General features: G+C 67.6%; 25 protein-coding genes and 2 tRNA genes. 8 read left to right on the top strand and 19 right to left on the bottom strand.

All coding sequences use genetic code 11. From position 1 onward, the window contains the following. Positions 1–51 precede the first annotated feature (51 nt). Together RMO01_RS03535 and RMO01_RS03530 are read right to left on the bottom strand one after the other, a co-directional pair. Positions 52–125, bottom strand: a tRNA-Gly gene (locus tag RMO01_RS03535). Positions 126–213: 88 nt separating this feature from the next. After that, positions 214–297: transfer RNA gene (locus RMO01_RS03530), tRNA-Tyr, on the bottom strand. Positions 298–531: 234 nt separating this feature from the next. Here RMO01_RS03530 and rlmB point away from each other — a divergent pair. From rlmB to RMO01_RS03515, 3 genes are read left to right on the top strand one after another with little or no spacing between them, the layout of a single operon-like run. After that, positions 532–1,359, top strand: coding sequence for a 23S rRNA (guanosine(2251)-2'-O)-methyltransferase RlmB (gene rlmB, locus RMO01_RS03525; protein ID WP_409013038.1), 828 nt, complete (start codon positions 532–534; stop codon positions 1,357–1,359). A 28-nt stretch (positions 1,360–1,387) separates the two neighbouring features. Next, positions 1,388–2,266: a TerC family protein gene (locus RMO01_RS03520; protein ID WP_309627664.1), complete on the top strand. Its 879-nt coding sequence runs from the start codon at positions 1,388–1,390 to the stop codon at positions 2,264–2,266. A gap of 33 nt (positions 2,267–2,299) precedes the next feature. After that, positions 2,300–2,749, top strand: a complete 450-nt coding sequence (locus tag RMO01_RS03515; protein WP_309627663.1) for a hypothetical protein — start codon at positions 2,300–2,302, stop codon at positions 2,747–2,749. On the opposite strand, the gene RMO01_RS03510 is transcribed toward RMO01_RS03515, so the two are convergent. The 11 genes from RMO01_RS03510 to RMO01_RS03460 all read right to left on the bottom strand — a co-directional run bounded on the left by RMO01_RS03510 (position 2,750) and on the right by RMO01_RS03460 (position 14,677). Beyond that, on the bottom strand, positions 2,750–3,463 hold the full coding sequence (locus RMO01_RS03510) for a 2OG-Fe(II) oxygenase family protein (RefSeq protein ID WP_309627662.1): 714 nt from the start codon (positions 3,461–3,463) through the stop codon (positions 2,750–2,752). Then, the gene (gene metG / locus RMO01_RS03505; RefSeq protein WP_309627661.1) at positions 3,460–5,163 is read right to left on the bottom strand and encodes a methionine--tRNA ligase; all 1,704 of its coding nucleotides are present in this window, start codon (positions 5,161–5,163) and stop codon (positions 3,460–3,462) included. Before metG ends, RMO01_RS03510 begins: the two co-directional genes overlap by 4 nt. 83 nt (positions 5,164–5,246) lie before the next feature. Next, positions 5,247–6,590, bottom strand: coding sequence for an MATE family efflux transporter (locus RMO01_RS03500; protein WP_309627660.1), 1,344 nt, complete (start codon positions 6,588–6,590; stop codon positions 5,247–5,249). Between the two features lie 117 nt (positions 6,591–6,707). Beyond that, positions 6,708–7,106 (bottom strand): DUF1489 domain-containing protein, encoded by a 399-nt coding sequence (locus tag RMO01_RS03495; protein ID WP_309627659.1) that lies wholly within the window; start codon positions 7,104–7,106, stop codon positions 6,708–6,710. Positions 7,107–7,113: 7 nt separating this feature from the next. Next, on the bottom strand, positions 7,114–9,012 hold the full coding sequence (locus tag RMO01_RS03490) for an acetyl/propionyl/methylcrotonyl-CoA carboxylase subunit alpha (RefSeq protein ID WP_309627658.1): 1,899 nt from the start codon (positions 9,010–9,012) through the stop codon (positions 7,114–7,116). Positions 9,013–9,020: 8 nt separating this feature from the next. Beyond that, complete coding sequence (locus RMO01_RS03485; RefSeq protein ID WP_309627657.1) at positions 9,021–9,917, bottom strand: DUF3667 domain-containing protein; 897 nt, start codon at positions 9,915–9,917, stop codon at positions 9,021–9,023. Between the two features lie 22 nt (positions 9,918–9,939). Next, the gene (locus RMO01_RS03480) at positions 9,940–10,839 is read right to left on the bottom strand and encodes an enoyl-CoA hydratase-related protein (protein ID WP_309627656.1); all 900 of its coding nucleotides are present in this window, start codon (positions 10,837–10,839) and stop codon (positions 9,940–9,942) included. Positions 10,840–10,853: 14 nt separating this feature from the next. Then, on the bottom strand, positions 10,854–12,446 hold the full coding sequence (locus RMO01_RS03475; protein ID WP_309627655.1) for a carboxyl transferase domain-containing protein: 1,593 nt from the start codon (positions 12,444–12,446) through the stop codon (positions 10,854–10,856). Between the two features lie 66 nt (positions 12,447–12,512). Continuing rightward, the gene (locus RMO01_RS03470; RefSeq protein WP_309627654.1) at positions 12,513–12,932 is read right to left on the bottom strand and encodes a molecular chaperone DnaJ; all 420 of its coding nucleotides are present in this window, start codon (positions 12,930–12,932) and stop codon (positions 12,513–12,515) included. Positions 12,933–12,945: 13 nt separating this feature from the next. Further along, the gene (locus tag RMO01_RS03465) at positions 12,946–13,779 is read right to left on the bottom strand and encodes a division plane positioning ATPase MipZ (RefSeq protein WP_309627653.1); all 834 of its coding nucleotides are present in this window, start codon (positions 13,777–13,779) and stop codon (positions 12,946–12,948) included. A 226-nt stretch (positions 13,780–14,005) separates the two neighbouring features. Next, the gene (locus tag RMO01_RS03460; protein WP_309627652.1) at positions 14,006–14,677 is read right to left on the bottom strand and encodes an SPOR domain-containing protein; all 672 of its coding nucleotides are present in this window, start codon (positions 14,675–14,677) and stop codon (positions 14,006–14,008) included. 90 nt (positions 14,678–14,767) lie between these two features. Between RMO01_RS03460 and panC the strand changes: the two genes are divergently transcribed. Both panC and RMO01_RS03450 read left to right on the top strand, forming a co-directional pair. Continuing rightward, positions 14,768–15,631, top strand: a complete 864-nt coding sequence (panC, locus tag RMO01_RS03455; protein WP_309627651.1) for a pantoate--beta-alanine ligase — start codon at positions 14,768–14,770, stop codon at positions 15,629–15,631. Positions 15,632–15,700: 69 nt separating this feature from the next. Further along, positions 15,701–16,210 carry a cytochrome C gene (locus RMO01_RS03450; protein ID WP_309627650.1) on the top strand — a complete coding sequence of 170 codons (510 nt, stop codon included), beginning with the start codon at positions 15,701–15,703 and terminating at the stop codon, positions 16,208–16,210. A gap of 1 nt (position 16,211) precedes the next feature. Here RMO01_RS03450 and RMO01_RS03445 read toward each other — a convergent pair whose 3' ends face one another. The 4 genes from RMO01_RS03445 to gor form a co-directional block, all read right to left on the bottom strand. Then, a complete protein-coding gene (locus RMO01_RS03445; RefSeq protein WP_309627649.1) occupies positions 16,212–16,982 on the bottom strand; it encodes a chorismate mutase in 771 nt (256 codons plus the stop codon). A gap of 282 nt (positions 16,983–17,264) precedes the next feature. After that, positions 17,265–17,852, bottom strand: coding sequence for a prephenate dehydratase domain-containing protein (locus RMO01_RS03440; protein WP_309627648.1), 588 nt, complete (start codon positions 17,850–17,852; stop codon positions 17,265–17,267). Next, positions 17,849–19,219, bottom strand: coding sequence for a class II 3-deoxy-7-phosphoheptulonate synthase (locus tag RMO01_RS03435; protein WP_309627647.1), 1,371 nt, complete (start codon positions 19,217–19,219; stop codon positions 17,849–17,851). The genes RMO01_RS03440 and RMO01_RS03435 overlap by 4 nt, the downstream gene beginning before the upstream one ends. Before the next feature lie 40 nt (positions 19,220–19,259). Further along, positions 19,260–20,639: a glutathione-disulfide reductase gene (gor, locus tag RMO01_RS03430; protein ID WP_309627668.1), complete on the bottom strand. Its 1,380-nt coding sequence runs from the start codon at positions 20,637–20,639 to the stop codon at positions 19,260–19,262. 338 nt (positions 20,640–20,977) lie between these two features. Here gor and RMO01_RS03425 point away from each other — a divergent pair, with 338 nt between their 5' ends. Then, positions 20,978–21,934, top strand: coding sequence for a hypothetical protein (locus tag RMO01_RS03425; protein ID WP_309627646.1), 957 nt, complete (start codon positions 20,978–20,980; stop codon positions 21,932–21,934). 24 nt (positions 21,935–21,958) lie between these two features. Here RMO01_RS03425 and rpiA read toward each other — a convergent pair whose 3' ends face one another. Together rpiA and glmU are read right to left on the bottom strand one after the other, a co-directional pair. Further along, entirely contained in the window at positions 21,959–22,642 is a 684-nt protein-coding gene (gene rpiA, locus RMO01_RS03420; RefSeq protein WP_309627645.1) for a ribose-5-phosphate isomerase RpiA, read from the bottom strand. After that, on the bottom strand, positions 22,639–23,991 hold the full coding sequence (gene glmU / locus RMO01_RS03415; protein WP_309627644.1) for a bifunctional UDP-N-acetylglucosamine diphosphorylase/glucosamine-1-phosphate N-acetyltransferase GlmU: 1,353 nt from the start codon (positions 23,989–23,991) through the stop codon (positions 22,639–22,641). Before glmU ends, rpiA begins: the two co-directional genes overlap by 4 nt. An 88-nt stretch (positions 23,992–24,079) precedes the next feature. On the opposite strand from glmU, the gene RMO01_RS03410 reads away from it, so the two are divergent. Together RMO01_RS03410 and RMO01_RS03405 are read left to right on the top strand one after the other, a co-directional pair. Next, complete coding sequence (locus tag RMO01_RS03410; RefSeq protein ID WP_309627643.1) at positions 24,080–25,054, top strand: alpha/beta fold hydrolase; 975 nt, start codon at positions 24,080–24,082, stop codon at positions 25,052–25,054. Continuing rightward, a complete protein-coding gene (locus RMO01_RS03405; protein ID WP_309627642.1) occupies positions 25,051–25,767 on the top strand; it encodes an HAD-IA family hydrolase in 717 nt (238 codons plus the stop codon). Before RMO01_RS03410 ends, RMO01_RS03405 begins: the two co-directional genes overlap by 4 nt. Positions 25,768–26,162: the final 395 nt, after the last annotated feature.

The raw sequence follows: 26,162 nt of genomic DNA, 5'->3' as shown, positions 1-26,162 counted from the left end.
GCCAAACTCCTGATGGCCCGGGTTGAGGGGCGCTGGGTGCTATCAAAAACCTGGAGCGGGTAGACGGAATCGAACCGACATATTCAGCTTGGAAGGCTGCTGTATTACCATTATACTATACCCGCACGGAAACCACGGCAGTCCTTTGTTTTCACAAAGAAACTTCCGCAGCTGATCCTCTTCGAAAACCCTGTCGTCCGTATCGAAAGCGCGTGGTGGGGGAAGCAGGACTCGAACCTGCGAAGCTTACGCAGGGGATTTACAGTCCCCCCCCTTTGCCACTCGGGACATTCCCCCAGCGCGCCTTATCGATCCGTCCGAACCGTCCCTGACCGATCTTTCGACCGGTGTCGGAACAAAAGGCTTCGAGGTCGGGACACGCCTGAGATAGAGGGAGCGCCAGACCCGAAAGCCCTAGGGCTCCAAATCGGAGGGCGTCTTATAGTGTCGAGAAATCCAGAACGCAACGACCGGAAATCGGGCAAAAAAGGGCCCGGTAAATCCGATGAGCGGAGCCGTAAGGGCGGGGCTTTGCATGCTCCCAGGGGCGGCCCCGACCGGGGCGGCTGGAACCCCAATCCGCCCACCAAGGCCTTCAGCACGGGCGCGCCGCGCGCCGGGCGGGGCAAGGTCGACGCCGACGGCTTCGTCTGGGGCCGCCATCCCGTGCTGGCGGCGCTGGAGAACCCGGCGCGCAAGGGCATGGGCCGTCTCCTGGCCACGGCCGATCGCGCCGCCGAGCTGGAACGCGAAGGCATTCCGAACGGCCACAAGGTCGAGGTGATCGATTCGCTCGCGCTGGAGCGCATGCTGCCCGCCGGCGCCGTGCACCAGGGCCTCGCCTTCAAGGTCCAGCCGCTGGAGGGCGTGGCGCTGGAGGACTTCGCCGAGCCCGCCGAGGGACTCATCGTCATGCTGGACCAGCTGACCGATCCGCAGAACGTCGGCGCCATCTTCCGTTCGGCCCTGGCGTTCGGCGCCAGGGGCATCATCGTCCAGGACCGCCATTCGCCGGTGCTCGCCGGAGCCCTGGCCAAGGCGGCGGCGGGGGCGACCGAGCGCCTGCCCTGCGCGCGGGTGACGAATCTGTCGAGGGCGCTGGAGCGGCTGGCCGATCTGGGCTGGCGGGCGGTCGGACTGGACGGGTCGTCCGATGAACTGCTGGAGAACGCGCTGGATCACCAGCCGACCGTTCTGGTCATGGGATCTGAGGGTGACGGCATCCGCCGGCTGGTGGCCGAACACTGCGACGTCCTGGCCAAAATCCCCATGCCGGGCGGATTCGAGAGCCTGAATGTCTCCAATGCGGCGGCGGTCGCCCTGTATGAGGCCACACGGAAGCAACGGTCGCTTGATTAACCCCAACCCCCTGCCCTAACAGCGCCTCATGGAATTTCTCAGCTCTCCCGAATTCGCCAGCCAGCTGACCGCCCTGGGTCAGGTTCTGGCCATCGATCTGGTCCTGGCCGGCGACAATGCCGTGGCCGTGGGTCTGGCCGCCGCCGCCTTGCCGGCCGAGCAGCGCCGCAAGGCGATCCTGATCGGCCTGGCCGCAGCCGTCGTCATGCGCATCGGCTTCGCCCTGATCACGGTGCAGCTTCTGGCCATCGTCGGCCTGCTGCTCGCGGGCGGGGTGCTGCTGCTCTGGGTCTGCTGGAAGATGTGGCGCGAGATTCAGGAGCAGAAGACCCACGATCAGGCAGAGGCGCAGGCCGAACTCGAACTGGCCCTGGCCATCGAGCACGGCAAGGGGCCCTCGCCCGAGGAACTGGGCCTGAAGCGCAAGACCTTCGGCGCAGCGTTGCTGCAAATCATGATCGCCGACATCACCATGTCGCTCGACAATGTGCTGGCCGTCGCCGGCGCGGCGCACGATCACCCGTGGATCATGGTGTTCGGCCTGATCCTGTCCATCGCCCTGATGGGTCTGGCCGCGACCTTCATCGCCAAGCTGCTGAACAAGTACCGCTGGATCGGCTACGTCGGTCTGGTCATCGTCCTGTACGTCGCCCTGCACATGATCTGGGACGGCGCGCGCTCGGTCGTGGTGCGGACGGGCAATCTGGAGCCGTTCAACGCCGCCGCCCCGGCCTTCCTCGATATCTCCCCCTCTGAGGTCGAGAAGTTCCAGAAGGGCGTGCGGACCGAGGACAGCACCCTGCCCGGCGCTGGCGAACCCCTGACGTCGCCTGACGCGGCGGCGGACGCCGCTTCCGCGCCGGCCGGGACCGCAGTAGCGTCGCCGGAGCCGGCCGGGGCGGAATAGTCCGCCGTTCAAGGTCGCAAGGCGGAGGCTGAAGTGAGCGTCATTCTAATTTCCGCGCTGATCGCGGGGCCTATGGCGGCTACGCCGGTCGCGCCCCCTGTGACCGTGGCCCAGGCCGGGCCGCGATCCGTGCCTGTCGGCGATCCGCTGCGTCGTCCGATCCTCGATGCGCTGCGGCCGGCGATCCAGCGCGATCTGGGAGGCCAGCCGGTGCAGTTCATGGTCGACCGGCTGCGGGTTCAGGGCGACTGGGCCTTCTATGCCGGGTCGATCCAGCAGCCGAACGGTCGTCCGATCGACTTCAGCAAGACCCGCTACGCCAGCGCGCTCGAGGAGGGCTTCTTCGACGGGCCCGGGACCTTCGCCCTGCTGCGCCGGAGCGCGGGGACGTGGCGGGTGGTGGGCTTCGTGGTCGGTCCGACCGACGTGGCCTATCTGGCTTGGCCCGACGAGTACGGCGCGCCACAAACCCTGTTCGAATAGTCAGACGCCGCGAAGCCAGCCGGTGACCGACACGCGGTCGGCGCCGGCGGACAGGGCGACCTGGGTCACCGAATGGGGCGCGGGGACCCTGAGCAGGTTCAGGGTGTTGAAGCGCGGGGTGAAGGCCTCGCCGACATTGCCCTCTGCGTCATGGAAGGCCAGCAGGCCGCCCCAGTCGATGCGCCAGCCGGGCGTCAGGCCCAGGACGTAGGCGTAAAGGCGATTCTTCCCCTCGGCCGTGTCGTCGTGTTCGGTCAGGAAGTGACCTTTTCGGAATCGGGTCAGTTGGGCGTCGGCCAGGGCGATGCGGGGTTCGCCCGTCGCCTCGCGCATCAGACCGAGGAAGGCCTCGCCATTCAGGAAGGCGACCAGATCGGCCCAGACGGGCTCGGCGGTTCCGGCCTCGGCCATGTCGTAGATAGGGTGGTTGTCGAACAGGTACTGGAAGTCGTGGATGGCGGCGGTCTGCACCGCCTGTCCCAGGGCCTGTCGCTGGTGCGGCTCCAGCGAATGCAGCCAGGCGGCGGACAGGTCGACATGGCCGGTCGAACGGCGGGTGACGACGTTGAAGTCGGGCCTGTCGGCCTCGACCCGCAGATTGTCGGCGTAGGGTTCCGTCAGCAAACCGTGCAACTGGGCGCGGCCGGTGGCGGCGAGGCGCGAACGCACCGCCGCAAGGGTCGCCGGGGAATGATCCGCCAGCGCGGGCTTCACTGGGCGCCGCCGAAGCGGTCGGTCCACTCTGCGACCTGGACGTCCTCGATCTTCTTGAAGAGCACCTCGGCGGCGGCGACCTGTTGACCGCGCGGCAGCTGGTCCAGCAGGGCGGCGTCGATGGCCGGCCAGCTGAGGTCCGTCTCGCCGACGGCGGCGGCGATCTTCCCGGCCGAGGCGGGCATGACCGGCGCCGCGATGCGGGCGAACAGGGCGACGAGGTTCAGGCCGGTGCGGACGCCGACGGCGGCGCGATCGACATCGGTCTTGAACGCAGTCCAGGGCGCGGCCTCCTGAAGGTATTCGTTGCCCAGCACCCAGACGGCGCGCAGGGCCTGACAGGCCTTGCGGAACTCCATGGCTTCGAAGGCCTCGGTCGCCTCGGCGATGCCGGCGCGGATGTCGGCCTCAAGCTTCTCTTCGAGCGGGCCGGGTTCGCCGCCCTCGGGGACGACGCCGTCGAACTTCGACTCGGCGAATTTGACGATCCGGTTGACGAAGTTCCCCAGCACGTCGGCCAGGTCCTTGTTGGTCGTCGACTGGAACTGCTCCCAGGTGAAGGCCGCGTCCGAGCCCTCGGGCCCATAGGCGGTCAGATGCCAGCGCCAGTAGTCGGCGGGCAGGATTTCCAGCGCCTGGTCCATGAAGACGCCGCGCTTCTGCGAGGTCGAGAACTTGCCGCCGTACCAGTTCAGCCAGTTGAAGGCCTTCAGGGTGTCGACCGTCTTCCACGGCTCGCCGGAGCCAAGGATGGTCGCGGGGAAGCTGACCGTGTGGAAGGCGACGTTGTCCTTGCCCATGAACTGGACGTAGCGGACGTCATCGGCGCCTTCGTCGGTCCGCCACCAGTCGCGCCAGGTCGTGCCGTTGGCTTCTGCCCATTCCTCGGTCGCGCCGATGTATTCGATGGGGGCGTCGAACCAGACGTAGAAGACCTTGCCCTCCATGCCCGGACGCGGACCGCCGTCGGGGCCGACCACCGGCACGCCCCACTTCAGGTCGCGGGTGATGCCCCGGTCGATCAGGCCTTCGTCGAGGTGTTTCAGGGCGATGGAGCGGGCCAGAGTCTGCCAGTCGGTCTTCGATTCGATCCAGTCGCGGATGCGGTTCTCGATCTTCGTCTGCAGCAGATAGAGGTGGCGAGTGTCGCGGACCTCGAGGTTGGTCGAGCCCGAGACCGACGAATAGGGGGCGATCAGGTCGGTGGGGTCGAGCAGACGGCCGCAGTTGTCGCACTGGTCGCCGCGCGCGCCCACATGGCCGCAATGGGGGCAGGTCCCCTCGACATAGCGGTCGGGCAGGAAGCGGGCGTCGTCGATCGAATAGATCATCCGGTCGACCCGTTCCTCGATCAGGCCGTTCTGCTCCAGCACATGGGCGAAATGCTGGGTCAGGCGACGGTTCGGTTCGCGCGAGGAGCGGCCGAACCAGTCGTAGCTGAGGCCGAAGGCCTGACCGGCGGCCTTCTGGATCTCGTGCTGTTCGTCGCAATAGGTCTGGACGTCCTGACCGGCGGCGGCGGCGGCCAGTTCGGCCGGGGTGCCGTGCTCGTCGGTGGCGCAGATATAGAGGGTCTCGTGGCCCTGGGCCCGCTTGAACCGGGCGAAGACGTCGGCCGGCAGCATGGAGCCCGCGAGATTCCCCAGATGCTTGATGCCGTTGATGTACGGCAGCGCCGAGGTGATCAGGATGCGGGCCATGAGAGTCCAGTACGTGACGAAGCGGCCGATATAGGCGCCCTTACCACAGTAGTCACCTTAAGACGGACAGCGCCTTGCGACGGCTATGTCGCGGGGACCCGTCGCGCGACGCGCACGAACCGGCCGGTCAGCAGCGTGGACGAGACCAGGCTGGCGATGATGACCGCCCAGACCAGTCCATCGACGCCGATCTGGTGCGCGAGAACCCAGCCGAGCGGCATCATGATCCCGCCGTAGGCGACGAAATGCATGATCGTGGGCCACCACACGTCTCCGGCCGCGCGGTTGGCCTGGGCCGCGACGACCTGGATCCCGTCCGCCACGAAGAAGAGGGTCGCCAGCACCAGAGCGGGCGCGGCCAGGGCCAGCAGTGCCGGATCGCGATTGTAGGCCCCGACCAGCAGGCTCGCGCTCGGCCAGACCAGCAGGGCGACGCCCAGGGTCAGGGCGGTCACCACCCCCACCCCGACCAGGCCCGCGCGCAGGGCGCCGGGTCTGTCACCTGCGCCATAGGCCCGGCCGACCAGGACCGCGGTGGCCGACGAGAGACCCATGGGGACCATGAAGACGATCGCGGAAACGTTCAGCACCACGGCCCAGGCCGCCGTTTCGTTGGCGCCCAGCTGACCGGCGATGAAGGTCATGGCGGCAAAGGCCGCGACCTCGATGAAATAGGACGAGCCGCCGCCATAGCCGATGCGGCGCTGTTCGGCGGCGGCCACGGGGTCGGGCTTCGGCCGGGTGAAGACTCCCAGCGCCCGCGCCTCCGGCAGGCGGACGATGTAGATGACGAGGAAGATGGCCAGGGCCGCCCGCGCCGCGAAGGTCGCCCAGCAGGACGCCTCGGCGCCATTGATGCCGAGGCCGAGCAGATCGGGCACCAGCAGCAGGTTGAGCGCCAGGTTGACGCCGTTGGCCACCCACATGGCGACCATGCCGGGCTTGGGCTTGCCGAGCGCCTCGAGGAAGAACTGGGCCGCGACCGACACCAGATAGGCGGGCATGGACAGGGCGAGCACGATCAGGGCAGGACCCGCACCCTCGGCCAGACCCGCCTCAAGGTTCATCTGGCGCAGGAGCCAGGGGCCGAGGAAGATGAGGGCGATACAGGCGGCGACGCCGAGCTGGAGCGCATAGACGAATCCGCGCCGGAGCACCGCCCCGACCTCGGCGCGGCGTCCCTCGCCCAGCATCCGGGCGGTCATGACCTGCACGCCGAACAGCAGGCCGACCGCCGTCACGACGATGATCGAATGGGGCGCCCAGGCCAGCGAATGGAAGGCCAGTTCGCGCGAGGCGTAGTTGCCGACCACGATCGCGTCGGTCAGCCCCATGGTCATGATGCCGATTCGCGCCAGCACCACCGGCCAGGCCAGGGTCAGAAGCTCTTTCGTCGCGGAGCGTGTGGCGGGGCTTGGAGGAAACATCGCGGGGGGACTGGAGAGATGAGGCCGAAGCGTTCGGGCGGGCCGGTGGCTATAGCCGCTTCGGCGCCCTGCCCCCTAGTCCCTATTCCCTTATCCCTGACCGGTATTCCCTTATCCCTACCAGGCCCCCATCTCGCGCAGCTGTTTGGCCAGGTCCTCGGGCATGTCGCCGGCGTCGAGCGAGGACAGGTCCGGCGGCGCGTCTTTCGGTTCGAGGTAGCGCCAGCCCTGGAAGGGGCGGCGGGCCTGAGGCGCGGTGCGGATGACTTCGGGCGACAGCTTGATCAGGCACATGGACGCCTTGCCTTCCCCCTTGGTCGAGACGTCCAGAATGGGCATGCGGCAGGTCACCGAGCCCTTCATGACCCAGAACAGGGAGCCGCCGTCTTCGAGTTCGGCGGCGCGTTTCGGGGTCATCCGGGTGTTGACCGTCAGCCACTGGCCCTTGGCCGCGCGGCGCTCCAGCGTTTCCACATGGGCGACGCCGACGCACAGCTTGATCATATGGAGAGGCATGGGCGGTTCAGGCGGCCTCGACCCGCGCCAGCACCGCATCCGCCGTCACCTGATCGCCGACCGCGAACCCGATCTCGCCCACGACGCCCTCGAAGGGCGCGGTCAGGGCGTGCTCCATCTTCATGGCTTCCAGCACGATGATCGGCTGGCCCTTGGTCACCGTGTCGCCGGGCTTTGCGGGCACGGCGACGATCTTGCCGGGCATGGGGGCGCGTAGGGAACCGTCGGAGGAGAGGCCGCCGGCTCCGGCGCCGGAGACTGAATAGTTTGGCCGCTCGAAGGCATAGACATCTCCGCCTTCGAAAAAGACCCAGCGGCCTTCGTCCACCAGATCAGTCCAGTCCGGAATCTCGTCCGCGTTCTCAGGATAGACAGCGGAAAACGGCGAACCGTTCAAAGACAGGCGGATTTCCCGGCGTCTGGCGCCGTTCAACCGGAAGCCGGCGTTGCGATAGATGGCCCAAGGGGACCAGCCGTCGTCGTCAAAGTCAGGAGCTCCCAACCTCATGGCGGCTACGGTGCTGGCTCGCTCCGAAGGCCCCGGCGCTTTCAGCAACGCCTCCTCTTCCGAGGCGATGAAACCCGTATCCACGTCCCCCGCGATAAACCGGGAATGCTCCAGACAACGCACCAGGAACCCGGCATTCGTCATCACCGGCCAGACCTCGACCTCGCCGCAGGCGTCGGCCAGTCGAGCAGCGGCGGCCTCCCGGCTCGTCTCGTGCACGATCAGCTTGGCGATCATGGGGTCGTAGAACTGGCTGACCTCGCCGCCCTGTTCGACGCCGGTGTCGATGCGGATGTCGTCAGGCAGGACGAAGTGATCCAGCTTGCCGATCGAGGGGAGGAAGCCGTTGGCCGGGTCCTCGGCGTAGAGGCGGGCCTCCATGGCCCAGCCGTTCATGGGGATGTCGGCCTGTTTCAGCGGCACAGGCTCACCGGCGGCGGCGCGGAACTGCCATTCGACCAGGTCGACGCCGGTGATGCTCTCGGTGACAGGGTGTTCGACCTGCAGCCTGGTGTTCATCTCCATGAACCAGATGCGGTCGGCCTTCAGCCCGTCAGAGGCGTCGGCGATGAACTCGATGGTGCCGGCGCCGACGTAGTTCACGGCCTTGGCCGCCTTCACGGCCGCCGAGGTCACGGCCTCGCGGGTCGCCGCGTCCATGCCCGGGGCCGGGGCCTCCTCGATGACCTTCTGGTGGCGGCGCTGGAGAGAGCAGTCGCGCTCGTACAGGTGGACCACCTCGCCGTGGCTGTCGCCGAACACCTGAACCTCGATGTGGCGGGGCGAGAGGATGTATTTCTCGATCAGGACACGGTCGTCGCCGAAGCTGGAGGCCGCCTCGCGCTGGCAGGAGGCGAGGCCGTCGAGGAAGGCTTCGCTCGCATCGACGCGCCGCATGCCCTTGCCGCCGCCGCCCGCGACCGCCTTGATCAGGACCGGATAGCCGATGGCGTCGGCCTCGGATTTCAGCCGCTCCGGCGACTGGTCCTCGCCCATATAGCCGGGGGTGACGGGCACGCCCGCCTCGACCATCAGTTTCTTGGCCGCGTCCTTGAGGCCCATGGCCCGGATCGAGGCCGGCGGGGCGCCGATCCAGACGATCCCGGCCGCCATCACGGCCTCGGCGAACTCGGCGTTCTCCGACAGGAAGCCGTAGCCGGGATGGATGGCCTCGGAACCCGTGGCCCGGGCGGCGGCCAGGACCTTGTCGGCGACCAGATAGGACTCCCGGGCCGCGGCCGGGCCGATCAGGACCGCCTCATCGGCCTCGCGCACGTGCAAGGCGTCGGCGTCCGCCTCGGAATAGACGGCGACGGTGCGGATCCCCATCCGCTTGGCGGTGCGGAAGACACGACAGGCGATCTCGCCGCGATTGGCGACCAGGACGGACTTGAACATGGCGTTTCCTAGCCTGTCAGGCCGAGGAAGGCGACGCCCAGGAGGAAGCTGGCGAAGGCGAGCACCGTCAGCACGCTGAGCATGAGGGTCCGGGCGATCGTCTGGACCCAGCCGCTGCCATAGGCACCCCGCAGGTGAACGGCCACATGGACGGGGGCGGCCAAAAGAATGAGCAGGTTCAACGCCGTCGCCAAACCGCCGGAAAACACGCTTGAGAAGGCGAACAGCAGGGCCAGAAACCCGAGGCCGTACAGTGAGACCACCGTATGGTGATACAGGCTGAACCCACGTCGCCACGCGTAGAGCAACCACAGAATCACGACGGAGATGGGCACCGTCATGAACGACAGCTTGTAGGCCAGGGCCTCCATCTTGTAGCCATAGTACTGCGGGTTTTTGGCAAGCTTGCTCACCAGATCGACCGCCATCGCCGCGGACCCTTGCAGCCCCTCATCCCTCTTGAAGGCCTCCAGCTCGCCGGGCCCAACGGCCGTTCGGGTGCCGTCCGGATTATCGACCCACAGGGCGGTGTTGTCTGCGACCTCGCCCGGGGTATCCCCGAAATCGAACAGATGCCGGCCGGTAAAGTTCGGGATCAGGAACAGCAGGAAGACCGCCAGCAGGAACAGGTGCAGCGGAGCCATATAGCGGACCCGTCGGCCGGCCATCCACTCCCGGCTCAAACGTCCGGGCTGCAGCGCCAGCAGGGGCAGGGTCCGCCACAGCCGGCCGTCGAAATGGGCGATGCCCTCGGCGAACTCCTCGACCAGATGTTTCAGCTTGTCGTGCAGGTGGGCTTTCTGCCCACAGCCATGGCAATAGGCGCCGGCGAGCGGGGTCTCACAATTGGAGCAGGGCCGGGCCTGGGGCCTTGCCGCACGCACCCGTTTCGATTTCGTAGCCACCGCCGCCCCCGCCGCCATAGTCCTATTCCGCCCAGCGCGCCGCACGCTTTTCGAGGAAGGCGCGGACGCCTTCCTGGCCCTCGGGCGAGACGCGGGCGCGGGCGATGCGTTTGGCGGTCTCCTCCATCAGGCCGTGATCGATGTGGCGGCCGGCGACGTCGCGGACCAGACGCTTGGCCTCGCCCATGGCGCCGGGCGCGTTCTGGGTCAGGCTGTCGGTCAGCATGGAGACGAACTCGTCGATCGAGCCCTCGGGCAGGACCATGTCGATGATTCCGGCGTGGGCCGCGTAGTCGGCGTCGAAGATGTTGGCGGTCAGGAACAGCTGTTTGGCCCGGCGCGCGCCGACGGCCTCGATCACATAGGGGGCGATGGTGCCGGGGATCAGGCCCAGCTTGACCTCGGAGAAGGCGAAACGGCTGCCCTCGACCGCCACGGCCATGTCGCAGGCGCAGACGATCCCCGCCCCGCCGCCCATGGCCGCGCCCTCGACCAAGGCGACCGTCAGGGCCGGGATGTCGTGCAGGGCCTTGAGCATCTTCGCCAGCATCATGGCGTCTTCGCGGTTGTCGCTCTCGGACCAGTCGATGGCGTCGCGCATCCAGTTCAGATCGCCACCGGCGCTGAAGGTCCCGCCCGCGCCGCGGATGAAGACGACGCGGACGTTGTCGGCCCCGTTCAGGGTCTCGAACGTCTCGTACAGGGCCGCGACGGTGGCGGCGTCGAAGGCGTTCTTCTTGTGCGGGCGGTTGATGGTGACGAAGACCACGCCGTCGGCGGTGCCGTCGACCTGGATCAGGTCGTCGTTGGCGTCCGGCGCCGGATCGGGCACCAGGGGCTGGGCGATCGCGTTGATCTCGGCGGCCTCGGCATCGGTGATGTCCAGGGCGTTCAGGTCGGATTCGGTGGGTTGGTCGGTCATGGAAAAGTCCTCAATCACATCCTGAACACGCCAAAGGTCGTGTCGGGTATCGGTGCGTTCAAACTGGCCGAGATGGCCAGGCCGAGCACGTCGCGGGTCTGGGTCGGGTCGATGACGCCGTCGTCCCACAGGCGGGCGGTGGCGTGGTAAGGATTGCCCTCGTCCTCGTATTTCTGGCGGACCGGCGCCTTGAAGGCCTCGGCCTGTTCCGGGGTCCAGCTGTCGGCATCCCTATGCACGGTGGCGAGGACGGCCGCGGCCTGTTCGCCGCCCATGACGCTGATCCGGCTGTTGGGCCAGGTGAACAGGAAACGCGGGCCGAAGGCGCGGCCGCACATGCCGTAGTTGCCCGCGCCGAAGGAGCCGCCGATCAGGATGGTGAACTTGGGTACGGAGGCCGAGGCGACGGCGGTGACCAGCTTGGCCCCGTCCTTGGCGATGCCGCCGGCCTCGTATTTTCCGCCGACCATGAAGCCGGAGATGTTCTGCAGGAAGACCAGGGGGATCTTCCGCTTGCAGGCCAGTTCGATGAAATGGGCGCCCTTCAGCGCGCTCTCACTGAACAGCACGCCGTTGTTGGCCAGGATGGCGACCGGATAGCCCCAGATGCGGGCGAAACCGCAGACCAGGGTCTGGCCGTACAGGGCCTTGAACTCCTCGAACTCCGAGCCGTCGACGATGCGGCCGATGACCTCGCGGACGTCATAGGGGGCGCGGACGTCGTCGGGGATGAGGCCGTAGAGTTCCTGCGGATCCAGCGCCGGTTCCCTCGGCTCGCGGACGTCCATGTCGACGCGTTTGACGGTGTTCAGGTGCCCGACGATGTCCCGCACGATCTCCAAGGCGTGCTCGTCGTTCTCGGCGACATAGTCGACGACGCCGGACTTGCGGCCGTGGGTCTCCGCCCCGCCCAGTTCCTCGGCCGAGATGACCTCCCCGGTGGCGGCCTTCACCAGCGGCGGGCCGGCGAGGAAGATGGTGCCCTGGTTGCGGACGATGACCGTCTCATCCGACATGGCCGGGACATAGGCGCCACCGGCGGTGCAGGAGCCCATGACGCAGGCGATCTGGGGGATGCCTTTCGCCGACATCTGGGCCTGGTTGAAGAAGATGCGGCCAAAGTGGTCGCGGTCGGGGAAGACCTCGGCCTGGTGCGGCAGGTTGGCCCCGCCGGAATCGACCAGATAGACGCAGGGCAGGTTGTTCTGTTCGGCGATCTCCTGGGCCCGCAGGTGCTTCTTCACGGTCATGGGGAAATAGGCGCCGCCCTTCACCGTCGGGTCGTTGACGACGATCATGACCTCGCGGCCCGAGACCCGGCCGACGCCGCAGATCATCCCGGCGCCGGCGGCCTCGTCATTGTACATGCCGTTGGCGGCGAGCTGGCCGATCTCGAGGAAGGGGGAGCCGGGGTCGAGCAGGCGTTCGACGCGGTCGCGCGGAAGCAGCTTGCCGCGCGACACGTGACGGTCGCGGCTGGCGTCCGAGCCTCCCCTGGCCGCCTTCGCCACCCGCTCGCGCAGCTCGGCGTTCAGGGCGGTGTTGTGGGCGTGCAGCGCCTTGAAGCTCGGCGAGTGCGGGTCGATGGCGGAGGTCAGCTTCGGCATGGGGCGAGGTTTACGAGTGGTCGCGGCGGAAGGCAAAGGCGGACACTATCCCCTTGCGAGAGAAGGCTATTTTCTGAGCAACCGGTCTCTTGCCGCATTCAGGCGGGCGGCCAGCCCTTCGGTGCCGCCCTGATCGGGGTGGGCGCGGCCCATCAGGCGGCGCCAGGCGGCGTTGACAGTCTCAGGCGTCGCGTCGATCGGGACGCCGAGGATGGAGCGGGCCTCGGCGTCGCCAAGGCTTTCGCGCTTCGCCGGAATGGACCGGATGCGCGACGAGACCGTCAGCCACAGGGCCGCGCCGACGAGGGCCGAACCGCTGATCCATGCGCCCTTCGACAGGGCCAGGGCGCCGCCGGCAAGCATCACGGCGGAGATCAGGGTGGCGGCGACGCGCCACTGGCCGCGGCGCGGACCCTCGGTCTGGCGGCCCAGCCTGGCCAGGGCCCAGACGCCGACGCCGACCAGCACGAGCCAGATCAGGCCCATGAGAGAGCTCGGGTCAGGCCGCTGCGTCCAGGGCCGGCAGGGCGACCGCGTCGAGGCCCAGCGACTGCATGAGGTTACGCATTTCCTGACGCGCGGCGACGTGGGCCAGGGATACGGCCACGGGGCGCACCTCGTTGGACAGGTCGGCGACGGTCAGACCGAAAGGGAAAAGCTCGCGATAGATGACCCGGTCGCGAAGCCCGGGACCGACGCGGAAGCCGACACGCTTGGCCAGTTTCTGCATCTTGTCTTCGAGGCGGCGGCGGTTGCGGGCCTCGGCGACGGCAAGGCGGTTGGTGATGATGACCCAGTCGATGGCGGCGTGACGGCCCTCGTTGATCGCGCGGTGCTTGCGGGCCTCCCAGACGCTCTCGGAATAGGTCGAGGGCTTGAGCAGGTCGAGCGTCACCGGATCGACCGTGCCCAGCATGTCGAAGTCGACGAAGCTGTCGTTCATCGGGGTGACGATCTGGTCAGCCCGGGCGTGGGCTGCGCGGGACAGCGCAGTGTCGCCGCCAGGGGTGTCGATCAGAATGACATCGGCCGATTGCGCCTCGGCAAAGGCGGCTTCGAAGCGGGCGATCTGTTCGGCCTCGTCGGCCTTGGCCAGGGCCTTGCCCTCGCCGAGGTCGGGCTCGAGCGGCATGGGCAGGGAGACGCCGTTGGCGGCGGTCCAGGCGGCGCGATGGGAGAAGAAGTGCGACATCGACCGCTGGCGCAGGTCCAGGTCGAGGATGGCCACGCGCCGACCGGCGTGCAGCAGGCCGCAGACGATGTGGATGGCCAGGGTGGACTTGCCCGCCCCGCCCTTTTCATTGCCGACGACGATGACCTGAGGCTGCGTCATGATCCGATAGTCCGAAAGCTGGCGACGACCGACTCACTCGCCGGTCGTCATGGTTCGCCAGAATCGGGGGAGCCGCCCCTTCCGTCAACGAAAGGTTAAGCGACGCCTGTGGAGGCTTTCCTTCAGGGCGCTATCACTCGACGCGCGCGGCGTCTCGCTGCTTGAGCGCGGATGGGGGCGCTAACGCTCGCCCCGCGGCGTCCCATTGTTTGAGCGCGATGGGGGATCAGCCCCTCCGCAGGCACCCGAGTTGCGCGGCATCGGCGGCGCGGCAAATGGCGCGGGCGGCGTCAACAGGCGCGATGACCTTCAGGCGGGTCAGGTTGCGACCGTCGACCTCGACGGCTTCGAATGTCGGCGACAGGTCGGCCACAGCATGGCCGGCGGAGGCGATGCGGGTCCAGGCGGCGCGGGCGGCGCCCGGGCTTGAGAATGCGCCGAGTTGCAGCGTCGTGCGAGGCGCCACAGGCGCAGTTACGGCCGCCGGAGTGGCGCGGACCACAGCGCGCTCGACATGGGGCGCCTGTATGCGGTCCGAGACCTGCTGGACGACCGCCTCGGCAACCATGGGAGCAGCAGCCTCGATCAGGGCAGGGGCGGCGCGTTCGACCGCGCCGCGCAGGCCGGCGTCACGGGCGTCCCACAGGTCGTGCGGATCCATGACTTCGACGCGAAGCGCGCCCGGGTTCACGACGGTTTCGGTCATGGCCAGCGCCGGACGCAGGCCGCTCTCGGCCGCCGTGCGCACGGCGGGAGCCTCGCCTGAACGGGGGCCGCCATCCAGAGGGATGCCGGCCACGGCCTGAGCCATGGATTCAAACCGGTGCGGGTCGCCCTCGACCAGACTGCACGACGAGGTCGCGAGGCCGGCGAGACCGAGGAGCACTGGACGAAGCATTCTGCTGGGCGTCATAAGCCACCCATAGCCCGGCAGGTTTTTCCGCCCCGTGCACGAACAGCCTTAAGTCGAACGGTTAACCCGGTAAGCATGACTGACAACTCTCCTCCCCTTCCGATCGCGCGAACCGTCGAAGCGTTGCGTGGGACCATGCGCGAATGGCGTCGACAGGGATTCACCGTGGGATTCGTGCCGACGATGGGGGCCCTGCATGAGGGCCATCTGACGCTGGTGCGCGAGGCCGGGCGGCGGGCGGACAAGGTTGTCGCCAGCGTCTTCGTCAATCCGACCCAGTTCGCCGCACATGAGGATCTGGGCACCTATCCCCGGCGCGAGGCCGAGGATGCCGGCCTGCTGGCCGGGGCCGGATGTGACCTGCTGTTCGCGCCCACGGTCGACGAGATGTATCCGGAGGGCTTCGTCACCGGGGTCAGCGTCGGCGGGCCGTCGAAGGGACTTGAGACAGACTTCCGGCCGCACTTCTTCGGCGGTGTGGCCGTCGTTGTCGCCAAGCTGCTGAACCAGGTCCAGGCCGATGTCGCGGTATTCGGGGAGAAGGACTACCAGCAGCTGATGGTCGTGAAGCGGATGGCCCGCGACCTGGACATTCCCACCGAGATCGTCGGTTCGGCCACCGAGCGGGACGGACACGGTCTGGCCCTGTCGTCGCGCAACGCCTACTTGGCCGAGGCCGAGCTGGAGATCGCACGCAGGCTGAACGGCGTGCTGGCCGAAGCCGCGATCAAGGCGGCGGACCGGCGGCCGTTGGCGGCGGTGGAGCGCGACGCCTATGCCGACCTGTTGAAGGCCGGTTTCGACAGGATCGACTATGTGGCCGTGCGCCGCGCCGACGATCTTGCTCCCTTTCCGAACGGCGTCGTCGATGCACCCGCGCGCATTCTGGGGGCCGCCTGGCTGGGCAAGACACGCCTGATCGACAACCTTGCCGTTTGACGCCTGTGGCGGCTTGACGCACCCGGGCCGCTGATGTTCCCTCCCGGTCGGAGAACGGGGAAATCTGGAATGTCGCGTTTCATCGCATCTGTCGCCACCGCGTCCGTCGTGGCCTTGCTCGCCGCCTGCCAACCGGCGGCCGAAGCCGAAGATTCGGCTCAATCTGACAGCGGTCCGCATGTGGTCGCCGCCACCGACATCGCGGCCGGGCGCTACATGGTTCTGGTCGGCGGCTGCAACGACTGCCACACGCCTGCCTATGCCCGCACGGGCGGAGCGGAACCGCCCGAAAGCGAATGGCTGAAGGGCAGCACCGAGGGTCACACAGGTCCGTGGGGAACCAGCTACGGCAAGAACCTGCGCCTGACCGTCGCCGGGATGACCGAGGACGAGTGGGTCGAAAAGCTGACCACCGGCACCAGCCTGCCGCCCATGCCTTGGCCCAGCGTGCGGGCCATGGCGGATACCGACAAGCGCGCCATTTATCGCTACATCAAGTCCTTACCGGGTGAGGTCGGCGTGCCCGCGCCCGCTGACGATCCGCTGGGCACGGCGGGGCCGGCAAGGCCGAACGCTTGATCTAGCCGATCGCGCCGACACAGCCCTCGGCGTCGCCGGGGGTGAGGTCGGCGTCGGTCAGGGCCAGGGTCCAGCCGTGGTGGGTGTTCAGGCCCCAGCGACGCGCGCCGCCGCCGTCGCCGGCGTCTCCGCCCGCCGAGACCACCACGCGACGTCCCTTTGGCAGGGCCGCAGGATCGATCTTGCCGACGGCCAGCGAGGTCGGCTGACCGCCCGCCGAGCCGAAGCCGTCGAAGACGCTCAGGCTCGACCAGTCGCGCCGCAGGCCGACCCACCAGGAATCGTCGGTATTGACCGCCAGCACGGCCACGCCCTTGCCCTCGGCGGCGAAGGCCAGCGCGCCCTGCGGATCGCGAACCATGCGGATGGCGGCGGCGGCGCCGAAGCGGTGCCGGGCGCCGTCGAAGGCGCGGGTGGGATCGGTCGGAGCCCAGACCTGGACCTGAAGCTGGCCCTGACGCGCCAGACCCCAGCCGACGATCTCGCGCCACAGGCCCTCGACGGCGACGGCGTTCTCGGGATCGGCCTTCGCCATGACGCGGCTGAGGACGGTCTGTTCGCGGTCGGGGCGGAGCTTGGTATGGGGGCCGTGCGGGGCGTCCTTGGCCAGACCGACCTTGGCGGCGATGGCGAGGCGACGCTGGAACAGGGCCAGGAGTTCGTCGTCGACGAGGTCGATCTCGTGACGCAGGGCGGCGAGCGCCATCTGCTCGGGCGACATCTCTTCGGGATTCATTTCGGGCCAGACTTGCTGGAGGTTCGAACTGGGCATGGAATTAGGGCTTTCACGGGATGCATTTCGATGATGGGCGAAGGGGTGCGCCGCCGCCCTGGTTGAGGGCGGTCGCCGGCGAGGCTGTCAGGAGCGGGGGTCGCTCGAGGCCTCAGCCGGCGTATCGAAAGCCGTAAAAATAGGAGCCAAAATAGCAGGCAGCCGCGCGCGAACGGAGCGAAAGGGTCGAAAGCGAAGCGCGCAGCGGGGACATGGGTCGAACCGGTTGTTCGGATCGGTGGCGATCCGTCGGCTCTTAAGACACGCAACGATCGTGCGGCGTCAACCCGGTTCGCGGGCCAGAAGAACAAATCGCGTGCGGTTGTCGTCGGAATCCTGAAGGTCGTTGCGCAAAACCGTCAGTCCATAGACCTCGGCGGCGGCGGCGGGAGCGAGGGCGGCGCGGGTCCGGTCTCCCCGTTCCGCGACCTCGCGAGCGGCGCCGGCGGTGTCGAAGGCCTCGACGATCTCGACGTCCATCTCAGCCAGGGTCTTCGCGCACTGGCGCAACGCCATGGGATGACTGGCCACAGTGCGGATCTGCTCGATCACCGCGCCGTCGATGGCCATCAGCGCCATGCGGATGGGCCGCCAGGCGTCGCCGACGATGGGCAGGCCGGCTTCGGCCACCAGGGTCGCGGCGGGCTCCACGACGCCGATGGTCGAGTTCTCGACCGGGATCAGGGCGCAGTCGCAGTCGCCCGATTTCACGGCCGTGATGGCTCCGGCGAAGGTCTCGAACGGCACATGCACGTCCCAGGGGCGCAGTTCGACGCAGGCCTCGTGGCTGAAGGCGCCGGGCGCGCCCTGGAAGGCGGTGCGCCCGCCCCGGTCGTCGCCCGCCGGTCTGCCGATCGACGCGACCGTCACGCCGCCTTCGATTTGTTCAGGCGGCCGGTCTTGAGCCGTTCGGCCACGAGGAAGGCCAGCTCCAGCGCCTGATCGGCGTTGAGGCGCGGGTCGCAGTGGGTGTGGTAGCGGCTCGACAGGTCGTCCTCGGACACCGCCTGGGCTCCGCCCAGGCATTCGGTGACATTCTGGCCGGTCATCTCCAGGTGCACGCCACCGGGGTGGACGCCCTCGTGCTCGGCCACCTCGATGAAGCCCTTCACCTCGCCCAGGATCCGGTCGAACGGCCGGGTCTTGTAGCCGTTGGAGGCTTTCAGCGTGTTGCCGTGCATCGGGTCGATCGACCAGATGACCTTCTTGCCGTGGGCCTTGGCGGCCTTCATCAGGCGCGGCAGGCGGTCATGGACCTTGTCGTGGCCGAAACGGCCGATGACGGTCAGACGGCCCGGGATGTTCTCCGGGTTGAGGGCGTCGATCAGGGGCAGCAGGTCGTCCGGCTCCATGGTCGGGCCGCACTTCACGCCGATCGGATTCCTGATGCCGCGCATGAACTCGACATGGGCGCCGTCCAGCTGACGCGTGCGCTCGCCGATCCAAAGCATGTGGGCCGAGGTGTCGAACCATTCGCCCGAACCGCCGTCCAGCCGCGTCAGGGCGCTCTCGACGTTCAGCAGCAGGGCCTCGTGCGAGGTGAAGACCTCGACGCGCGACAGGTCCGGGTGGGTCTCCGGCGTGACGCCGACGGCCTCCATGAAGGCCAGGGCCTCGGCGATCTTTTCGGCCAGTTCGCGGTACTGGGCCCCGACGCCGCCGTCGGCGAAGCCCTGGGTCCAGCGGTGGATATTGTAGAGATCGGCATAGCCGCCGCCGGCGAAGGCGCGCAGCAGGTTCAGGGTCGAGGCTGACTGGTTGTAGGCCTTGATCAGACGCTGGGGATCGGGGATCCGCTCTTCCGGCGTAAAGGCCGAGCCGTTGATGTTGTCGCCGCGGTAGGACGGCAGTTCGACGCCGTCGATCTCTTCCACGGGCGAGGAGCGCGGTTTGGCGAACTGGCCGGCGATCCGGCCGACCTTCACCACGGGCTTGCGGCCCGCGAAGGTCAGGACCACGGCCATCTGCAGGATCAGGCGGAAGGTGTCGCGGATGTTGTCGGTCGAGAACTCCTTGAAGCTCTCGGCGCAGTCGCCTCCCTGCAGGAGGAAGGCGTCGCCGCGTTCGACCTGGGCCAGTTTGGCGGTCAGGCTGCGGGCCTCGCCCGCGAACACCAGCGGCGGCATGGCGCGCAGCTCGTCTTCCACGGCCGTAAGCGCACGCGCGTCCGGATAGTCCATCGGCATGTGCACGATGGGTTTGTTTCTCCAGGATTCGGGGGTCCAGCGCTTTGTCATTGTCGAAGAATAGGCCTCTCGCGGTTGCGAAACAACAAATCTAACCCGCGCTGACGTCTTGCGACTGTTTGACCTTCAGGGTCACCAGTTCCTCGGCCATGGTCGGGTGGACAGCGCAGGTGGCGTCCCACTGAGCCTTGGTCAGGCCGGCCTTCACGGCGATGGCGGCCAGCTGGATCATCTCCGGAGCCTCGGGACCGACGATATGGACGCCCACGACGCGGTCGGTGTCGGCATCGACCACCAGCTTCATCAGCACCCGTTCGTCAGAGCCGGTGAAGGCGTATTTCATCGGCCGGAAGCGCGTGACGTAGACGTCGACGCCCCTGGCGCAGGTGTGGCGGGCCTCGCTCTCGGTCAGGCCTACGACACCGACCGGCGGCTGGGAGAAGACCGCCGTGGCGACGGCCTCATAGTCGAAATGCTGGGGGTTGTCGCGATAGACGGTCTCGTGGAAGGCGACCGCCTCGCGGATGGCGACGGGGGTCAGGTTCATCCGGTCGGTGACGTCGCCGATGGACCAGATATTGTCGACGGTGGTCCTGGACAGCGCATCCACCTTGATCGCGCCCTTCTCGTCCAGCTCGACGCCGGCGACCTCCAGACCCAGGCCCTTGACGTGCGGGACGCGGCCGGTGGCGAACATGACGACATCGGTTTCCAGCTCCATGCCGTTCTCAAGCACGTTCAGGAGGCCCGTCGCGGTCTTCCTGATCTCCGAGTGCTGGCAGCCGAGGATGACCTTGATGCCGCGCTTCTCGATCTCTCCGGCGAGGTGCGCACGCACATCGTCGTCGAAGCCGCGCAGGATGTTCGGGCCGCGATAGATCAGGGTCGTCTCGACGCCGAGGCCGGCGAAGATGCCGGCGAACTCCACCGCGATATAGCCGCCGCCCGCGATCAGGATGCGCTTCGGCAGTTCCGGCAGGTGGAAGGCTTCTTCGGACGTGATGGCGTGCTCGATGCCTGGCAGCTCGTCCGGCATCCAGGGCCGTCCGCCGGTGGCGATCAGAATGCGTTCGGCGGTGATCGTCTGGTTCTTGCCGATGATCTCGACGGTGTGGGCGTCCTTCAGGACCGCGCGACCGTGGATCAGCTCGACCCCGGCCTTGCCGAGGTTGGCGGCGTAGATGCCTGACAGACGGGCGATCTCGACGTCCTTGGCCTGGATGAATTTGGGCCAGTCGAAGCTGGCTTCCACCGTCCAGCCGTAGCCCTCGGCGGTGTTGAACTGGTGGGCGAAGTCCGAGGCCATGACCATGAACTTCTTGGGCACGCAGCCCCGGACGACGCAGGTCCCGCCGACGCGGAACTCCTCGGCGATGGCGACCTTCTTGCCGCCTAGCCCCGTCAGGCGCGCTGCACGGACCCCGCCCGAGCCGGCGCCAATGACGAAGAGGTCGTAGTCATAGTCGGCCATGGCGATCTCGAAGCGGACGGAAAACACAGTCCGAAGCGTCCGAAGCGTCCGGAGAGGCCGGTCGTCGCTGGCGGCGTCGGCGGGTGGACTTAGGCGCCGCTGACAGTCGGGACAAGCGTCTGAAGCGCATGAGCCTTCGGTTGTCGCGACTGCCTCTGCCCTTCCCGCCCTGACGGAACGACCGGAACAGAGCGGGCGTCATATCCTCCTCGAGCGATCATTGCAGCATCAGGAATGTCGCTTTCCGGCCACGGGGACTGCGTTGAATCGGCCCCCGTTGAACAACCGCAGATCGGTGTTAGCGTCATCTCCGGGACCTGTTCAGGAGAGACGCCGTCATGCTTTCGCTCGCCGCCCTGGCCGTCATGGCCACCCTTTCGATCGAGGGTGACGCCGACACGTCAATCCGGCCGATCCAGGCCGCACCGCAAGCCAACCAGACGGGCGAAGCCGTCCGCCTTGAAGACATCGAGGTCACCGGGCGACCGCTGACCAGCTTGATCGACCATTTCGTTGCGGAAGTCGCGGCGCCCGCCGGCCGCCGAAATCTGGCGCGATGGGACCAGTCTGTCTGCGTCGCCGTTTTGAACCTTCGGGAAGCACCTGCCCGATACGTCACCGATCGCGTTTACAGCGTGGCGGAGGATATCGGCTTGCGGCCGGGGCAGCCCGGCTGCCAGCCCAATGTAGTCATCGTCGCCTCAGGAGAGCCGGACGCACTGGCCCAGACCGTGACCGCCGAGTTGCCGCGCGCGTTCCGACCCGGGGGGCCGGGTATGGATCGAGGGGGTGCGGCTCTGGAGCGGTTCAGGCGTTCGGATGACGCGGTCCGCTGGTGGACCGTGAGCATGCCGATCGACTCCATGACCGGACAGCGCGCGGTTCGCATCCCCGGTGAATGCAGCGGAAACTGCAGCGTTATCGGTCAGTTCGCCCCCAACATCTACATGCTGGCGTCCCGGGTCACGACCCAGATCGTCGATGAGATCGTCAAGACGGTCGTCATTCTGGACATCGACCAGGTCGCCTCCGTGACACCGCAACAATTGGCCGACTATGTCTCTATGATTGTCTTCGCCCAGGTCGATCCGGAGGCCGACACCAGCGCCTACGCCTCGGTCCTGAACGTATTTGAAGCGCCCGACGCTGCTGCTGGCCTCACACAGTGGGACCGGGCCTATCTCGAAGGCCTGTACCAGGCGCAACGCACCCAGCGCGGCCCGGGGGCGGCCCGCGATGAGATCGCCGCCTCCATTCATCGCGCCCATAGGAGGTTGAGCAGCGTCGAGGAGTAACGACCGTCCGGACGTGGTTCAGGGTCAGGGCAGCTGGATCTCCAGGCCCGTGTCCGTGCCGATGATCGCCTCGTCGGCGAGGTCGAGGAACAGGCCGTGCTCGACCACGCCGGTGATCAGCTTCAGGTCGTTGGCGAGGCGGACCGGGTCGTGGATGACCACGCATTTCGCGTCGTAGATGACGTTGCCGCCGTCGGTGCGGACCACGCCGCGATCCGCCTGGCGCAGGCGGGCAGGCATCTGGATCTCATGGTCGATGAGGACGTCCATGATCCGGTTCGCCGTCGCCTTGTGGCCGAAGGCGACGACCTCGATCGGCAGGGGGAAGGCGCCCAGGACCGGCACGACCTTGGCCGCATCAGCGATGACGATGCAGCGGCTCGACGCCTCCCACACCAGTTTCTCGCGCAGCAGGGCCGCGCCGCCGCCCTTGATCAGGGCGAGGCCGGGACCGACCTCATCGGCGCCGTCGACGGTCAGGTCGATGCGCGACACATCTTCCAGCGTGACCAGTGGCAGGCCCAGTTCGCGGGCCAGGTCGGCGGTCTTCTCGGACGTCGGGACGCAGCGGAGGCCGGTCAGGTTCCGCGCCGCGAGAGCCTTGACGAACCAGGCGGCGGTTGAGCCGGTGCCCAGACCCACGACCATGCCGGCCTCGACGCGCAGGGCGGCCGCTTCGCCGGCGATCTGTTTCTGGTGGTCGCTCATGTCTTCGCCGCCTTCTTCGCCTTCGCCTTTTCGCGGAAAGCCGCACCGCCGCCATCCTTGTTGACCTGACGTCCGCGCGCCAATGCGAGCGCGTCGGCGGCCACGTCCTCAACGATGACCGAACCCGAGCCGACGATCGCGCCCGCGCCGATCGTGACCGGAGCGACCAGAGACGCGTTGGAGCCGACGAAAGCCCCCTCGCCTACCGTCGTCAGGGCTTTGTTGTAGCCATCGTAGTTGCAGAAGATCGTGCCCGCGCCGATGTTGGCGCCGGCCCCGACCGAGCCGTCGCCAAGATAGGACAGGTGGCTGGCCTTGGCGCCCTTCTCCATGCGCACGTTCTTCACTTCGACGAAGTTTCCGACCTTCACGTCCTCGCCCAGATGAGCGCCCGGACGAAGGCGGGCGTAGGGCCCGACCTCGGCGCCGGACGCGATCGTCGCACCCTCGATGTGACTGAAGCTCTTGATGCGAGCGCGCTCCGCAATGCGCGCGCCGGGGCCGAAGACGACGAAGGGTTCAATGATTGATCCGGCCCCGACTTCCGTGTCCCAGGCGAAGTGGACGGTCTCGGGCGCCGACATGGTGACCCCGGCGGCGAGGAAGGTTTCGCGCTGGACCTTCTGGAACAGGGCCTCGGCCTGGGCCAGCTCGCCCTGGGCGTTGACCCCCATCACCGCGTCCTCGGACGCCATGGTCACGCGGGTGGGTTCGCCGCGCTTGCGGGCCAGTTCGACCACGTCGGTCAGGTAGTATTCGCCATTGGCGTTGGCGTTGGTCACCTCGGCCAGCAGCGAGAACAACAGGCCGACGGGAGCAGCCATCACGCCCGAATTACAAGTGGTTATGGACAGAACCTCAGGCGAGGCCTCCTTGGCTTCGGTGATGGCGACGAGGGTCTCGCCGTCCATGACGAGGCGGCCGTAGGCTCCGGGATCGGCGGCCTCGAAGCCGATGACGGTCACGCCCTCATGCGTCTCGAACACCGCCTCGATGTCCTGCGCGCGCAGCAGGGGCACGTCGCCGTATGTGACCACGACCTGGCCGATGAAGTCGCCCAGCACGGCCTCGGCGGCGCGGACGGCGTGACCTGTGCCCATGGGCGGGTCCTGAACCGCGACAGCGTCTTCGCCCAGACGCGCCACGACATGGGCCCGGACCTCAGGGGAATGCGCCCCGACCACGACGACGATCCGCTCGCAGTGCAGGGCCTCGGCCGCGTCAATGGCGTGATCCAGCATGGCGCGGTGGCCGACCGGGTGCAGCACCTTGGGCAGGGGCGACTTCATCCGCGTGCCCTGGCCGGCGGCGAGGATGATGGCGGCTCTGGGGTGGGAAGTACTGGTCATGAATCGGTCTGTGCTGTTTCCTGTCATCTACAGGCTCGGACGCGGTGCGAGAACCGCCATCCTGCCTGACGGGGCACAGGGGGACGGCATGGCTCTTTCAAGACGATCGCTTCTTTCGGCGGCCACGGCGACCCTGACCCTCCCTGCGCTCCCGGCCTTTGGCGCGGATGCCATCGTGCCCCGGCCCGACCTCGAGCGCCGCGTGCCGGTCGAAGGGGGTGACCTCTATGTCCGGGTGAACGGCAACCTGAGGTCTGAAAATGCCCCGTTGTTAATGCTGCATGGAGGACCCGGCGGCGCCTGCTGGCAGATGTTCCCGGCATTGCCGCTGGCAACAGACCGCGCCATCGTCCTTTATGATCAACTGGACAGCGGTCGATCGGCCTATCCCGGCGATCCGGCCAACTGGACGATCGAGCGGTATGCGTCCGAAATCGCCGCCGTTCGCGACACCCTGGGCCTGGAGCGATTTCATCTGCTGGGACACAGCTGGGGCGGCATCCTGGCAGCCCGCCACGCCTCCGCGCGGCCGCCGGGTCTGATCAGCCTGATCCTGCAGGGCGCGCCGATGTCGTCACGAGGCTGGGCCAGCAGTATGGACGAACTGCTGGCGGTCATGCCGGATAGCCAAGGCCAGCGGATCGCCAATCCCGGCGCGGACGCAGACCCTGAGGCGGTCCAGGCCGCCTTCGGAGCCTTCATGCAGACTCACCTCGGCCGATCGCCGTCGCCTCCCTACGCCCGCGCCTATATGCGGGATCTGGCGCTCGATCGCGGCGACGCCCTGGCGGCGGCGGCCATGGGTGAGGGTATTCCAAGAATGACGGGCTTTCTGGCGAACTTCGACGAGGAGCCGCTGCTGGACCGCATCGACGTCCCGACCCTGTTGCTGAGCGGCCAGCACGACGTGATCACTCCTGCGACGAACCGGGCCTTGCTGCCTCGTCTGGAGAAGGGCTCCGCATTGGTGCTTGCCGATGCGGGCCATATGGCCCAGTTCGACCAGCCAGACGCGTGGCGCCGAGCGGTGCGCGACTTCATCGCGACCGCGGAGCCAGAATGATCGAACGCGACCTTGAAGGCTGGACCCTGGCCTTCGACCTCGACGGCACCCTTGTCGAGACGCACGAGGATCTGGTCGGCACCCTGAACCGGATGCTTGTCCTCGAAGGCCTGCCGCCCGCGCCGATGGAGAGCGCGCGCGAGCTGATCGGCGGCGGGGCTCGCGCCCTGCTGAAGCACGGGTTCGAGCTGGCCGGAGCCCTGTCCGAGCGCGCCGCCTCCGCCGAGCTGTTCGACGCCTTCATCGCCGACTACATCGAGCATATCGCCGACCATTCCGCCCCGTTCGAGGGGGTGGTCGAGACGCTGGAGACCCTGGCCGAGCGCGGGGCGATCCTGATCGTCGTGACCAACAAGCGCTCGGACCTGTCGGAACTGTTGCTGGGCAAGATCGACCTGACCAGGAATTTCGCCGCCATCGTCGGCCCGGACCGGGTCTCGGCGAGGAAACCTTCCGGCTGTCATCTGGTCGAGGCGGTGACGTCAGTCGGCGGTGATCCCGGGCGCACCATCATGATCGGCGACGCGGCGCCCGACATCGGCTGCGCGAAGGACGCCGGCGTGCCGTCGATCGGCGTAACCTTCGGCTACACCCCGGTCCCGATGGAAGACCTTGAGCCCGACGTCATCGTCGACGCCTTCGAGGACATAGAGGAAGCCGTCGATATGATCGTGGTCGAACACTATGTGACGCGGGCGCTGGCGGGGGTTTGAACCGCCGAACGTCGGTCTAACCCGATCTTCAGACCTTTCTGCCAGGCTTCATCTCCCGAAAAAGGAGAAACCTGTGTTCGGAGAGACCCTCGCTTACCTGCATCGCCACAACCGCGTGGCGCTGACCAGCACGATCATCCTCTCGGTTGTCGGCGTGGTCCAACTCCTGCGCTAGCCGGGTCTTCGCCGCGTTGAAGGCCGTGCGCGAGGTCCCGATCCGCCCCAGGGTCTTCTCGTGCCACATCCAGACGGCACAGAAGACCTCGGCGAAGCTGGAGCCGAGGTCGTTCGGGCCTATTGACCCTGGGCGGGTCAAGTTCCTCAGCGGGGCGGTGTACGGGAGGCTGAACGAGGGGCGGCCATTCCGGGAAGAAAAGCTAAACACCATCGCAGAA

Origin of the sequence: Brevundimonas sp., assembly GCF_031412435.1 — a bacterium.
In the GTDB taxonomy this organism is placed as follows: Bacteria; Pseudomonadota; Alphaproteobacteria; order Caulobacterales; family Caulobacteraceae; genus Brevundimonas.
This window is presented reverse-complemented; position numbering and strand designations above follow the sequence as displayed.